The sequence below is a fragment of the Pseudomonas sp. B21-015 genome, assembly GCF_024749285.1.
GTDB lineage: Bacteria > Pseudomonadota > Gammaproteobacteria > Pseudomonadales > Pseudomonadaceae > Aquipseudomonas.
Window position 1 is genome coordinate 2,173,663 of sequence record NZ_CP087196.1, and the last position, 15,301, is coordinate 2,188,963.

Below are 15,301 nucleotides of genomic sequence, written 5' to 3' on the forward strand. Positions count from 1 at the left end.
ATGAATGCTGAAGACTCCTTGAAACTTGCTCGCCGGTTTATCGGGTTGCCCCTGGAAAAGCGCCAGATGTTCCTTGCGGCCTTGCACAAGGAGGGCGTGGACTTCGCCCGTTTTCCGATTCCGCAAGGGGTCGAGGCCCAGGACCGGCAAGCGCTGTCCTACGCCCAGCAACGCATGTGGTTTCTCTGGCAGCTGGACCCGCACAGCGGCGCCTACAACTTGCCGGGCGCGGTACGCCTGACCGGGCGGTTGAACCTGCCGGCCCTGGAGCAGGCGTTCGCCAGCCTGGTGGCGCGTCATGAAACCCTGCGCACGGTGTTCCAGCGTCAGGCCGACGAGACTCTGCAACAAGCGCCGACCCGTGCGCCGCTGGTGATCGAGCAGGTCGATTTCAGCGCGCTGCCAGCCCTTGAGCGCGAGCAGGCCGTGGCCGAGGCCGCCCAGCAGCAATCGTTGCTGCCGTTCGACCTGGCCGTCGGGCCGCTGCTGCGGGTCAAGCTGCTCAAGCTCGCCGAGCAGGAGCACGTGCTGCTGCTGACCCTGCACCACATCGTTTCCGATGGCTGGTCGATGAACGTGTTGATCGATGAGTTCATCCGCTGCTACGACGCCCATGATGCAGGCGCGCTACCGCAGCTCGCACCGCTGCCGATTCAGTACAGCGACTATGCCTTGTGGCAACGCCGCTGGCTGGAAGCCGGGGAGCAGGCGCGGCAACTGGAATACTGGCAAGCCCAATTGGGCGACGAGCACCCGGTGCTGGAGTTGCCCACCGATCGCCCGCGCCCGGCGATGCCCAGCTATCGCGGCACGCGTTATGAGTTCGGCGTTGATGGCCAACTGGCCGAGCAACTGCGAGCCACCGCGCAGAAGCACAACATCACCTTGTTCATGCTGTTGCTTGGCGCTTTCAACGCCTTGCTGCACCGTTACACCGGGCAGACCGACATCCGCGTCGGCGTGCCGATCGCCAATCGCAACCGTGGTGAAATCGAAGGCTTGATCGGTTTCTTCGTCAACACCCAAGTGCTGCGCACCCGGCTCGACGGCCAGACCCGCGTGGCGGATTTGCTCAGTGACATCAAGGAAACCGCCCTCGACGCCCAGGCCCATCAGGACTTGCCGTTCGAGCGGCTGGTGGAAGCGTTGAAGCTGGAGCGCAGCCTCAGCCACACGCCGTTGTTCCAGGTGATGTACAACCATCAGCCACAGGTGGCGGACATTTCCACGGTGACCACCGCCTCGGGCCTGGAATTGGGCGTGATCGAATGGGAAGGGCGCACCACCCAGTTCGACCTGACCCTGGACACCTATGAAAAGGCCGGCACACTGCACGCCGCGCTGACCTATGCCAATGACTTGTTCGACGCGCCGACCATCGCCCGTATGGCTCGGCACTGGACCCATCTGCTGCACGGTATGGTCAACGACAGCCAGCAGCGCATCAGCGATTTGCCGCTGCTTGAAGCTGCGCAATACCAGCGCATCGTCCATGACTGGAACCGCGCGGACCCAGGCTTCGCCGATGATCTGTGTATTCATCAGTTGATCGACCGCCAAGTCGCCGCCCAACCGGACGCGCTGGCGGTCACCTTCGCCAGCCAACAGCTGACTTACGCCGAACTCGATAGCCGCGCCAACCGTCTCGCCCACAAGCTGATCGAGTTGGGCGTGGGCCCGGAAGTGCGGGTCGGCGTGGCGATGCAGCGTTCCGACAGCTTGCTGGTGGCGCTGCTGGCGGTACTCAAGGCCGGCGGCGCCTACGTGCCGTTGGACCCGGACTACCCGACCGACCGCGTGGCCTACATGCTTGAAGACAGCCGCGCTTTGGTGCTGCTGACCGAGCAGGCCGTTGCGGCAATCTTGAACGTGGCGGTAGGCACCCAAGTGCTGCTGATGGACACCGCCGAGCCGTGGCTGGCCGCTTACTCGAGCCGTGCGCCGGTGACCCGCGTCACGCCGGATAACCTGGCTTACGTGATCTACACCTCCGGCTCCACCGGCAAACCCAAAGGCGTGGCCATCGCCCATCGCAACGTGCTGGCGCTGATCGACTGGTCGCAGTCGGTGTACAGCCGCGACGATATTCAAGGTGTGCTGGCGTCGACCTCGGTGTGCTTCGACCTGTCGGTGTGGGAGCTGTTTGTCACCCTGGCCAACGGCGGTTCGCTGATCATCGCCCGCAACGCCCTGGAGCTGCCGCAGCTGCCGGCCCGCGATCAAGTGCGCCTGATCAACACCGTGCCCTCGGCGATCAATGCGTTGCAGCGCGACGGGCAGATCCCGCCGAGCGTGCGCATCATCAACCTCGCCGGTGAGCCGCTGAAGCAGAGCCTGGTGGAGGCGCTGTATCAGCAGCCGACTATCGAGCACGTCTACGACCTCTACGGTCCGTCGGAAGACACCACGTATTCCACCTGGGCTCGCCGCCAGGCCGGCGGCAGCGCCAACATCGGTCGACCGCTCAAACACACCGCCAGCTATTTGCTCGACGCCGATCTGCAACCGGTGCCGCAGGGCGTATCGGCCGAGCTGTACCTGGCCGGCGCAGGCATCACTCGGGGTTACCTGGCGCAGCCGGGCATGACCGCCGAGAAGTACGTGCCGAACCCGTTTGCCAGCAACGGCGAGCGCCTGTATCGCACCGGTGACCTGACCCGCTATCAGGCAGACGGCGCGCTGCAATACGTCGGTCGCATCGACCACCAGGTCAAGGTTCGTGGTTTCCGGATCGAGCTGGGTGAAATCGAAGCGCGGCTGTTGCAGCAGGACGCGGTACGCGAACTGGCGGTGCTGGCTCAGGATGGCGTTAGCGGCCAGCAACTGATCGCCTATATCGTGCCGACCGATGCCGCGGTGTTGGCGGGCAATGCCGATGCTCAAGCGAACCTGCGCGATACCCTGAAAGCCGCGCTGCGCCAACATTTGCCGGACTACATGGTCCCGGCTTATCTGCTGTTCCTCGAACAATTGCCGTTGACCCCCAACGGCAAGCTCGACCGCAAGGCCTTGCCTGCGGTCGACGGCACCCGGCAGCAACGCGAGCACGTGGCGCCACGCACGGCCCTGGAAAAGTCGCTGGCGGCGATTTGGCAGGACGTCCTGGCCATCGACAACGTCGGCCTGGAAGACAACTTCTTCGAGCTGGGCGGCGATTCCATTGTGTCGATGCAAGTGGTCAGTCGCGCGCGTCAGGCGGGCATCCTGTTGAGCCCCAAAGACCTGTTCCAGCACCAGACCATCCGCAGCCTGGCGCAAGTGGCCCGCAGCGGCGAGCAGAACCTGATCGATCAAGGTCCGGCGGTTGGCGCAGTGGCCCTGGCACCGGTGCAGCACTGGTTCTTCGATCAAACCATTGCGCAGCGTCATCACTGGAACCAGTCGCTGCTGCTGGTCCCGCGCGAAGCGCTGGATGCCGGGGCGCTGGATCAAGCGTTGGCGCAGTTGCTCACGCATCACGACGGTTTGCGTCTGCGTTATGAAAAAACCGACGCCGGTTGGCAGCAGGCTTATGGCGCAGCGTCCGTTGAGTCGGTGTTGTGGCAACGCTCGGCGCAATCGCTCGAAGAACTGAATGCGTTATGCGACGAAGCCCAGCGCAGTCTTGATCTAAACAACGGCCCATTGCTGCGAGCGTTGTCGGTGGACATGGCCGATGGCACCCAACGGCTGCTGCTGGTCATTCACCACTTGGCGGTGGACGGTGTGTCGTGGCGGGTATTGCTGGAGGATCTGCAGCAGTTCTATCGCCAGGCACGCGACGGCTCGACGCTGATGACGGCGGCGAAAACCAGTGCCTACCAACGCTGGGTGGCGCGTCTGCAAAGCCACCTGCCAACGTTCCACAACAGTGTCGATTATTGGCAGGCCGAATTGCGCGATGCGCCGCAAAACGATTTGCCGTGCGACCGCCCTGACGGCGCACTGCAAAACCGTTTCGAGCAGAAAGTCGAACTGACCTTCGATGCCGAACAAACCCGCAAACTGCTGCAACAGGCGCCGGCGGCTTATCGCACTCAGGTCAATGATCTGCTGCTGACCGCATTGGCGCGGGCCGTGTGCCGCTGGACCGGGCAGGGCAGCACGCTGATCCAGCTCGAAGGGCATGGCCGCGAAGACCTGTTCGACGACATTGATTTGACCCGTACCGTCGGCTGGTTCACCAGCCTGTTCCCGGTCAACCTGATCCCGGCCGGCGATCTCGGCGCATCGATCAAGACGGTCAAGGAGCAACTGCGCGCGGTGCCGGACAAAGGCCTGGGCTACGGCGTGCTGCGCTACTTGGCCGATTCGCAAACGAGCACCGCGTTGGCGGCCCTGCCGCAACCGCGCATCACCTTCAACTACCTGGGGCAGTTCGACCGCCAGTTCGACGAAGCGGCGTTGTTTGTGCCGTCCAGCGAAGGCAGCGGCGCGGCCCAGGATCCGTCGGCGCCGTTGGCCAACTGGCTGACGGTCGAAGGCCAGGTGTACGGCGGTGAGCTGTCGATGAGCTGGGGCTTCAGCCGTGAGATGTTCGACACGGCGACCATTGAGCAGTTGGTTGATCAATACGCTGTCGAACTCAACGGGTTGATCGAGCATTGCTGCACCCTCGAGGCCCCACAGGCCACGCCGTCGGACTTCCCGCTGGCGCGCATCACCCAGGCGCAACTCGATGCACTGCCGGTGGCCGTCGGCCAACTCGACGACCTCTATCCACTGTCGCCGATGCAGCAGGGGCTGTTGTTCCACACCCTGTACGAGCAGGCGGCGGGCGAGTACATCAATCAGCTGCGGGTGGATGTGCAAGGCCTCGAGCCCGAGCGTTTCCGCGCGGCCTGGCAGGCCACGGTCGATGCTCAAGACATTCTGCGCACAGGTTTTGTCTGGCAGGGCGAACTGGAACAACCGGTGCAGATCGTCCACAAACAGGTGCAGTTGCCGTTCACCGTGCTCGACTGGCGTGAGCGTGGCGATCAGGTTCAGGCCCTGAGTGAACGGGCCGATGCTGAACGCCAACAAGGGTTCGACCTGAGCCAGGCGCCGTTGCTGCGACTGGTGCTGGTGCAAACCGCCTCTGATAGTTGGCACCTGATTTACACCCACCACCACATCCTGATGGACGGCTGGAGCAACTCGCAGTTGCTCGGCGAAGTGTTGCAGCGTTACTGCGGTCGCGCGCCGATGGCCACCGGCGGGCGCTATCGCGATTACATCGGTTGGTTGCAGCGTCAGGATGCGCAATCGAGCCAGGACTTCTGGCGTGAGCCGTTGGCCTCCTTGCAAGAGCCGACCCGACTGGCGCGGGTGGTGTTCGGCAACGAAACCCTGAGCGGGCATGGCGACCACTTCCAGACCCTGGACGTCAGTCGCACCCAAGGCCTTGAAACCTTTGCCCGGCAACAGAAAGTCACCCTCAACACCCTGGTGCAAGCCGCGTGGCTGCTGTTGCTGCAACGCTACACCGGTCACGAAACCGTGGCCTTCGGCGCCACGGTGGCCGGGCGCCCGGCAGACTTGCCCGGCATCGAGCAAGCTGTCGGCTTGTTCATCAACACTTTGCCGGTGATCGGCGCGCCGCGTCCGGACCAGAGCGTCGGCCACTGGTTGCAAGCGGTACAGGCGCAAAACCTCAGCCTGCGCGAGTTCGAACACACGCCGCTGGCGGACATTCAGCGTTGGGCCGGGCAGGGTGGCGAAGCGCTGTTCGACAACATTCTGGTGTTCGAGAACTACCCGATTGCCCAGGCGCTGCAACAGGGCGCGGAGCAAGGCGTGGTGTTCGGTGAAGTCGCCAACCTTGAGCAAACCCATTATCCGTTGAGCGTCGCCGTGACATTGGGCCAGACCCTGGCGCTGCATTACAGCTTCGACCGGGCGCATTTTTCCATGCCGGCGATCGAACGCATCAGTGCGCACCTGCTGCAACTGCTGGAGCAGTTCGCCGAGTCGGCCGCACGCAACCTCGGTGAAATCGCCCTGGCCAGCGCCGCCGAACTCGCGCAGCAACAGGCCGATAACCAGCCGCAACCGTACCCGGTGAATGTCGCCGTGCACCAGCGCATCGCCGAACTCGCCGCCCAGCGCCCGGAGCGCACGGCGGTGATCTTCGCTGGCCAGCGGTTCAGCTATGGCGACATCGACCAACGCGCTAATCAATTGGCCCACGCCCTGATCGCGCGGGGTGTCGGCCCGGAAAGCCGGGTCGGCGTGGCCTTGCCGCGCAGCGAAGGGGTGATTGTCGCGCTGCTGGCGGTGCTCAAGGCCGGCGGCGCTTACGTGCCGCTGGACACCAGCTACCCGCGCGAGCGCCTAGCCTATCTGATCGAGGATTCGGGGCTGGCGTTGTTGCTCACCGATTCGTCTGTTTCTGCGCAGTTGCCGGTGGAGGACTCGGTCCCGGTGCTGGAACTCGACCGTCTCGATCTGCGCAGCCAATCCCTCACTGCGCCCAAGGTGCCGCTCGATCCGCAGAACCTCGCTTACGTCATTTACACCTCCGGTTCCACCGGTAACCCCAAAGGCGTGAGCGTTGCCCATGGCCCGCTGGCGATGCATTGCCAGGCCATCGGCGAGCGCTATGAAATGCGCGACAGCGACTGCGAATTCCACTTCATGTCCTTCGCCTTCGACGGCGCCCACGAGCGTTGGCTCACCAGCCTGACCCACGGCGCCTCGCTGCTGATTCGCGACGACAGCCTGTGGACGCCGGAACAGACCTGTAACGCCATGCGCGAACACGGCGTGACGGTGGTGGCGTTCCCGCCGGTCTACCTGCAACAACTGGCCGAACACGCCGAGCGTGAAGGCCACCCGCCGAAGGTGCGGATCTACTGCTTCGGCGGCGATGCCGTGCCCAACGCCAGTTTCGAGCGGGTCAAACGCGCGCTCGATCCGGACTACATCATCAACGGCTACGGCCCGACCGAAACCGTGGTCACGCCGTTGATCTGGAAGGCCGGGCGCGACGTGCAGTGCGGCGCGGCCTATGCGCCGATCGGCAGTCGCATCGGTGACCGCAGCGCTTACGTGCTGGACGCCGACCTGAACCTGCTGCCCCAAGGCATGGCCGGTGAGCTGTACCTGGGCGGCACCGGCCTGGCCCGGGGTTACCTGAACCGTCCCGGGCTGACGGCAGAACGCTTTGTCGCCGATCCGTTCAGCGCGGTCGGTGGCTTGCTGTACCGCACCGGCGACCTGGTGCGGCAGCGTGCCAATGGCACGTTCGATTACCTGGATCGCATCGACAACCAGGTGAAAATTCGCGGTTTCCGTATTGAACTGGGGGAAATCGAAGCGCGCCTGCAAGCCCTCGACGGGGTACGCGAAGCGGTGGTGGTCGCCCAGGAAGGCACCGCCGGCAGCGGCAAGCGCCTGGTGGCTTATGTGGTCGCCGATGCGCTCAATGCCGAACGGGCTGATTTCGCCGACAGCCTGCGCGAGCAACTTAAAGCCGCGCTGCCGGCGCACATGGTCCCGGCGTATTTGCTGCTGCTTGAGCGCCTGCCGTTGACCCCCAACGGCAAACTCGACCGCAAGAACCTGCCCAAGCCGGACGTCAGCCAATTGCAGCAAGCCTACATGGCGCCGCAAAGCGCGCTGGAGCAGCAACTGGCGACGATCTGGCAGGACGTGCTGAAGCTCGATCAGGTCGGTTTGAGCGACAACTTCTTTGAGTTGGGCGGCGATTCGATCATCTCGATTCAAGTGGTCAGCCGCGCCCGACAGGCCGGTATCCGCTTCACGCCCAAAGACCTGTTCCAGCACCAGACCATTCAGGCACTGGCCACGGTGGCGCGGCTTGGCGAACAGGCTCAGGTCATTGATCAAGGGCCGGTGACTGGCGAACTGGCGTTGTTGCCAGTGCAACAGGTGTTCTTCGGACAGGCCATCCCCGAGCGCCAGCACTGGAACCAGGCGGTGATGCTCAAGCCGACGCAAACTCTGGAGGCTGCGCTGCTTGAGCAGGCGTTGGGCGCGCTGGTTACGCACCACGATGGCTTGCGCTTGAGCTTCGTCGAGCAGGCCGAGGGCTGGCAGGCGCAATACCGCGCGCCGGGCAGCCAGACCGAGGCGTTGGTCTGGGCGGTCGACGTCGCCGACGCCACGGCACTGGAAGCGGTGGCCAACGAAGCGCAACGCAGCCTGAACCTGCAACACGGGCCGCTGCTGCGCGCAGTGCTGGCGAACCTTGATGACGGCACTGCGCGACTGTTGCTGGTGATCCACCATTTGGTGGTGGACGGCGTGTCGTGGCGGATTCTGTTTGACGATCTGCAAACCGCTTACCGTCAGCTGTTGACCGGCGAGCCCCTGCAATTGCCGGCCAAAACCAGTGCGGCCAAAGTCTGGGCCGAGCACCTGCAAACCTACGCCCGCCGTGCGGAACTGCGCAGCGAACTGGCCTGGTGGCAACAGCAATTGCAAGGCGCCGACGTGGCGTTGCCGGCGGATAACCCCGAAGGCGGGCAACAGAACAAGCACGCACTGACGGTGCGCACGCAACTTAACAAGGCACTGACCCGGCAACTGCTGCAAGAAGCCCCGGCGGCTTATCGCACCCAGGTCAACGACCTGCTGCTCACCGCTCTGGCCCGGGTCATGGTGCGCTGGACCGGCACCGAAAGCGCGTTGATCCAGCTCGAAGGCCATGGCCGTGAAGAGCTGTTCGACGGCGTTGACCTGACCCGCACCGTCGGCTGGTTCACCAGCCTGTACCCGGCAAAACTGACGCCGGTCGCGGACCTCGGCGGTTCGCTGAAACAGATCAAGGAACAGCTGCGCGCGATCCCGAACAAGGGCCTCGGTTTTGGTGCCCTGGCCCATCTGGGAGACGACGCCGCACGTCAAACCCTCAGCCAATTGCCGGTCCCGTGCCTGACCTTCAACTACCTGGGCCAGTTCGACGGCAGCTTCAGCGCAGCCGACGGCGCCTTGTTCGTACCGTGCAGTGACGCGGCCGGCGATGAACTGGACGCCCGTGCGCCATTGGCCAACCAGTTGGCCCTCAATGGTCAGGTGTATGGCGGCGAACTGAACCTGGGCTGGACCTTCAGCCGCGAACGGTTCAATGAGGCGACCATTCAAGCGCTGGCCGATGATTACGCGCAGGAACTGCAAGCGCTGATCGCCCATTGCTGCGAGGCCGGGCAGCACGGCGTTACCCCGTCGGACTTCCCGCTGGCGCGCTTGAGCCAGGCACAGCTGGACGGCTTGCCGCTGGCGCCGCAGTCGATCGAAGACCTGTATCCGCTGTCGCCGATGCAGCAGGGCATGTTGTTCCATGCCGTGTACGAAGAAACCACCGGCGATTACATCAACCAGATACGCCTGGACGTCGACGGGCTCGACCCCGAGCGTTTCCATCAGGCCTGGCAAGCGGCGGTGGATGCCCACGACATTCTGCGCACGCGTTTTGTCTGGCAGGGCGAACTGGAAAACCCGGTGCAAGTGGTCAGCAAACACGCGCAGTTGCCTTACAGCCTGCATGATGTGCGCAGGCATCCGCAGCGCGATCAGGCCTTGCAGACGCTTGCCGACTCTGAACGCCAAAGCCTGAACTTGAACGCGTCGACCTTGTTGCGGCTGGTGATTGCGCGCATCGACGACCACCGTCATCACCTGATCTACACCAACCATCACATCCTGATGGATGGCTGGAGCAACTCGCAGTTGCTCGGCGAAGTGCTGCAGCGTTACAGCGGCCAGTTCAACGCCGCTCACAGCGGACGTTACCGCGATTACATCGCCTGGCTGCAACGCCAGGACTCAGCCGCCAGCGAAGCGTTCTGGACCCCGGCGCTGCAGGCGCTGGAGGAGCCGACGCGCCTGGCCCAGACAGTCGCGAAGCCTCAAGCGTCTATCGAAGCCCAAGGTTATGGCGATCATTTCCAGGTGCTGGAGGCCGATCAAACCTTGCGTCTGGGCGAGTTCGCCCGGGCCGCGAAAGTCACCGTCAACACGCTGGTGCAGGCGGCCTGGTTGCTGCTGCTGCAACGCTACACCGGTAAGAGCACCGTGGCCTTCGGCGCGACAGTCGCCGGTCGTCCGGCGGACTTGCCCGGTGTCGAGCAACAGATCGGGCTGTTCATCAACACCTTGCCGGTGATCGCCAGCCCTCGGGCCGAGCAATCGCTCAATAGCTGGCTGCAAGCGGTGCAGGCGCAAAACCTGGCCTTGCGCGAGTTCGAACACACTGCGCTGTTCGATATTCAGCGCTGGGCCGGGCAGGGCGGTGAAGCGCTGTTCGACAACATTATGGTGTTCGAGAACTACCCGATTGCCCAGGCCCTGGAGCAGGGCGCCCCGCAAGGGTTGCGCTTTGGTCCGGTGGCCAGTGTCGAGCAGACCAACTATCCACTGACCCTGCTGGTGAGCCTCGACACCCAACTGTCGATGCACTTCAGCTATCAGCGCGGCAGTTTTGCATCGGCGACGGTGGCGCAATTGGCGGCTCATTTGCAGCACTTGTTGAGCCAGATGATCGACACCGGTGAACGCTGCCTCGGCGAGTTGGTGCTGTTGGATGAGACCGAACAGCAACAGGTCTTGCTGGACTGGAACCGTGCTGACGAAGATTTCGCTCAAGACCTGTGCATTCATCAGTTGATCGACCGCCAAGTCGCCGCCCAACCGGACGCGCTGGCGGTCACCTTCGCCAGCCAACAGCTGACTTACGCCGAACTCGATAGCCGCGCCAACCGTCTCGCCCACAAGCTGATCGAATTGGGCGTGGGCCCGGAAGTGCGGGTCGGCGTGGCGATGCAGCGTTCCGACAGCCTGCTGGTCGCGCTGCTCGCGGTGCTCAAGGCCGGCGGTGCCTACGTGCCGTTGGACCCGGATTACCCGGTCGACCGCGTGGCCTACATGCTCGAAGACAGCCGCGCCCTGGTGCTGCTGACCGAGCAGGCCGTTGCGGCAACATTAAACGTGGCGGCGCACACCCAAGTGCTGCTGATGGAGCGGATCGAGGCACAACTGGCGGATTATCCGCGCAGCGCCCCGGTCACCCGCGTCACACCGGATAACCTGGCCTACGTGATCTACACCTCCGGCTCCACCGGCAAGCCCAAAGGCGTGGCCATCGCCCATCGCAACGTGCTGGCGCTGATCGACTGGTCGCAATCGGTGTACAGCCGCGACGACATTCAAGGGGTATTGGCCTCGACCTCGGTGTGCTTCGACCTGTCGGTGTGGGAGCTGTTTGTCACCCTGGCCAACGGCGGCTCGCTGATCATCGCCCGCAACGCCATGGAATTGCCGCAATTGCCGGCGCGGGATCAGGTGCGCCTGATCAACAGCGTGCCGTCGGCGATCAATGCGCTGCACAGTGCCGGGCAGATTCCGCCGAGCGTGCGCATCATCAACCTCGCCGGTGAGCCGCTCAAGCAGTCGCTGGTCGACGCACTTTATGGGCAAGCGACCGTGGCGCATGTCTACGACCTTTACGGCCCGTCGGAAGACACCACCTATTCCACCTGGACCCGTCGCGAGGCGGGTGGCACGGCGAACATTGGCCGGCCGCTCAAGCACACCGCCAGTTACCTGCTGGATGCCGATTTGCAACCGGTGCCCCTGGGCGTGTCCGCCGAGCTGTACCTGGCCGGCGCCGGCATCACCCGTGGTTACCTGGGGCGGCCGGGCATGACCGCCGAGAAGTACGTGCCGAACCCGTTTGCCAGCCATGGCGAGCGCCTGTACCGCACCGGCGATCTGATCCGTTATCAGGCCGATGGTGTGATCGAGTACCGAGGGCGAATCGACCATCAAGTGAAAATCCGTGGTTTCCGCATCGAACTGGGCGAAATCGAAGCGCGCCTGCTAGCGCAGCCAGCGGTCCGCGAAGTGGCGGTGCTGGCGCAGGAAGCCCTGGGCAATCAGCAACTGGTGGCTTATGTGGTCGCACCACAGCTGGACCTCGATGCCGCCGACGATCAGCAATCTTTGCGCGATGAACTCAAGGCACGGCTTAGGGAGTCCCTGCCGGAATTCATGGTCCCGGCGCACCTGTTGTTCCTTGAACAATTGCCGCTGACGCCCAACGGCAAACTCGACCGCAAGGCGTTGCCGACGGTGGAGGGCGGTCATTTGCAGGTGCGTTATGTCGCCCCGCAGAGCGAGCGGGAGCAGCAGGTCGCGGCGATCTGGCAGCACGTACTGCAAGTCGAGCGTGTCGGCTTGCTGGATAACTTTTTCGAACTGGGCGGCCACTCGTTGCTGGCCGTCAATGTGGTTTCACGCCTGCAACTGGAACTGGGCCTGAAACTGACCCCACAACTGATTTTTCAACACCCCGTACTCACGGATTTCGTCAGCAGTCTGGCAACCGCAGGTGAGCAGGTCGATACGTTGAAACTGAGCAAGCTGGACGCCCTGCTTGACGAAATGGAGGAAGCTTGATGGATACCAATGTCGCTTTGAAGATCGCCCGGCGCTTCATTACTTTGCCGCGCGACAAGCGCAGGGTCTATCTGCAGAAGATGCTCGAGGAAGGTGTTTCGCCGGCGAACCTGCCGATTCCCGAAACACAGTCGCAGTTCGATCCGGTGCCGCTGTCTTTTGCTCAGGAGCGCCAGTGGTTCCTCTGGCAGATGGACCCCGACAGCGCCGCCTACAACATCCCCAGTGCCATGCACTTGCAGGGCGAGCTTGACATCGCGGCGCTCGAACGCGGTTTCAATGCGCTGATTGCCCGTCATCAAAGCCTGCGCACCACGTTCCGGCAGCAGGATGAGCAAGCGGTGCAGGTGATTCATCCGCACATGAACCTGACCGTCGCCGTGCATGAACTGGATGAACGCCCCGATGCCCTGTCGCCAGAGGCACAGATACAAGCGTTCGTCGCCGAACAGACTGGGCAGCCGTTCGACCTGGTCAACGGGCCGCTGTTGCGTGTCAGCCTGCTGCGCCTTGGCGCGCAGGAGCACGTGCTGACCCTGACCCAGCACCACATCGCCTCGGATGGCGCCTCGATGCGGGTCATGGTCGACGAATTGCTGCAACTGTATGGCGCCTACCGCCAGGGCCAGGAACTCAGTTTGCCGGCGCTGTCGATCCAGTACGCCGACTATGGCATCTGGCAGCGGCACTGGATGGAAGCCGGGGAGCGCGAGCGGCAGCTGGAGTATTGGCAGACGCACTTGGGCAGCGAGCATCCGGTGCTGGAGTTGCCCACCGATTACCCGCGCCCGGCGGTGCAGAGCCTGCGTGGCGCCCGTCATGAGCTGGCGTTGCCGCCGGCTCTGGGCGAGCGCCTGAGGGCGTTGGCCAAAAGCGAAAACGTCACGCTGTTCATGCTGTTGCTGGCGTCGTTCCAGACCTTGTTGCATCGCTACAGTGGCCAGGCCGACATCCGCGTCGGCGTGCCCACCGCTAACCGCAACCGGGTCGAGACCGAGCGGCTGATCGGCTTCTTCGTCAACACCCAGGTGCTCAAGACCGAGTTCGATGCTCAGGCCACGTTCAGCACGCTGCTGGCCCAGGTCCAACAGACCGCGATGGCCGCCCAGGCGCATCAGGACCTGCCTTTCGAGCAACTGGTCGAGGCTTTGCAACCGGAACGCAGCCTGAGCTACAGCCCGCTGTTCCAGGTCATGTACAACCACCAGAGCACCGGCGCCAGCCAAAGTCGGCAGGGCACGGGCGAGTCAGCGCTGACGATCCGCCACTTGCATCAACCATCGCGCACCGCGCAATTCGACCTGACCCTGGAAACGTTCGACGGCCCCGAGGGCCTCGGCGCACAGCTGACCTACGCCACCGACCTGTTTGACGGCGCGACCATCGAGCGTCTGGCACGGCATTGGCAAAACCTGCTGGGCAGCGTCGTTGCCGATCCGCAGCAGCGGGTGGGCGAACTGGCCCTGCTCGACGAAACCGAACAACAGCAGGTGCTGGTCGACTGGAACCGCAGCGCCGCCGAATACCCGACTGACCGCTGCATCCATCAGTTGATCGAAGCCCAGGCCCTGCGCACGCCAGAGGACACCGCGCTGGTGTTCGACGGGCAATCACTGAGCTATGCACAACTCAATCGCCAGGCCAACCAGTTGGCGCACCGGCTGATCGAACTGGGTGTCGGCCCGGATCAGTTGGTCGGTATCGCCATCGACCGCAGCCTGGAAATGCTGATCGGGCTGTTGGCGATTCTCAAGGCGGGCGGTGCCTACGTGCCGCTCGACCCGCAATACCCCGAAGACCGTCTGGCGCACATGATCGAAGACAGCGGCCTGCAACTGCTGCTGACCCAGGCTCATCTGACCGGGCAACTACCGATTCCGGCTGGCGTGCAGACCCTGTTGCTCGACCCGCAAGGCGAGCACGCTCGCGGTTACAGCGAAGCCGATCCGCAGGTATCGATCAACGGTGAACACCTCGCGTATGCGATTTACACCTCCGGTTCCACCGGCAAACCCAAAGGGGTAATGGTGCGCCATCAGGCGCTGGTGAACTTCGTGGTGAGCATGGTCAAGGCGCCGGGCATCGAGGCCCAGGACCGCATGCTGTCGCTGACCACGTTCTCGTTCGATATTTTCGGCCTGGAAATCTACGGCCCGCTGCTCAGCGGTGCCCGTGTGGTGCTGGTGGACAAGCAAACCGCCCAGGATCCGCAAGCGTTGCTGGAGATGATCCGGCAACAGGAAGTCACCGTGGTGCAAGCCACGCCGTCGACTTGGCGTATGTTGCTCGACCACGAACAGGCGCCCATCCTCCAGGGCTGTAAATTCCTCTGCGGCGGCGAAGCGCTGGCCGATGACCTGGCCCAGCGCATGCTCGGCCTGGCGGGGCAGGTCTGGAACCTTTATGGCCCGACTGAAACCACCATCTGGTCGGCGGCCTGGCAACTGACCCGCGAGCAGCGCCAGCCGTACCTCGGCAAACCGATTGCCAACACCACGCTGTACATTTTGGGTGACGATCTGGCGCCAAACCCCGCAGGCTCGATTGGTGAACTGCTGATTGGCGGCGACGGCCTGGCCCGCGGGTATCACGACCGTGCGGCGATGACCGCCGAGCGCTTCCTGCCCGACCCGTTCGGCAACGGCGCGCGGCTGTACCGCACCGGCGACCTGGCGCGCCATCGGCACGACGGCGTGCTCGAATACAGGGGGCGCATCGACCACCAAGTGAAGATCCGCGGTTTCCGCATCGAACTGGGTGAAATCGAAGCGCGTCTGCTGGAGCAGCCAGCGGTCCGCGAAGTGGCGGTGCTGGCGCAGGAAGCCCTGGGCAGCCAGCAACTGGTGGCCTATGTGGTCGCGCCACAACTGGACCTCGATGCCGCCGATGATCAACTGCGTCTGCGCGATGAACTCAAGGC

Annotated in this window: 2 protein-coding genes (1 of these 2 cut by a window edge); both read left to right on the forward strand. The window is 63.8% G+C overall.

The window, feature by feature from the left end; all coding sequences use genetic code 11:
• Positions 1 to 12,381 (forward strand): non-ribosomal peptide synthetase, encoded by a 12,381-nt coding sequence (locus LOY38_RS10060; RefSeq protein WP_258699889.1) that lies wholly within the window; start codon positions 1 to 3, stop codon positions 12,379 to 12,381.
• Positions 12,381 to 15,301: the beginning of a non-ribosomal peptide synthase/polyketide synthase gene (locus LOY38_RS10065; protein ID WP_258699890.1), read on the forward strand. The gene runs 10,597 nt beyond the window's last position; only the first 2,921 of its 13,518 coding nucleotides appear in the window; it begins with the start codon at positions 12,381 to 12,383; the stop codon falls past the right edge of the window. Before LOY38_RS10060 ends, LOY38_RS10065 begins: the two co-directional genes overlap by 1 nt.

Excerpts from the sequence above, each read along its gene's own strand:
- LOY38_RS10060 (WP_258699889.1), top strand. The coding sequence starts at position 1 with ATGAATGCTGAAGACTCCTTGAAACTTGCTCGCCGGTTTATCGGGTTG.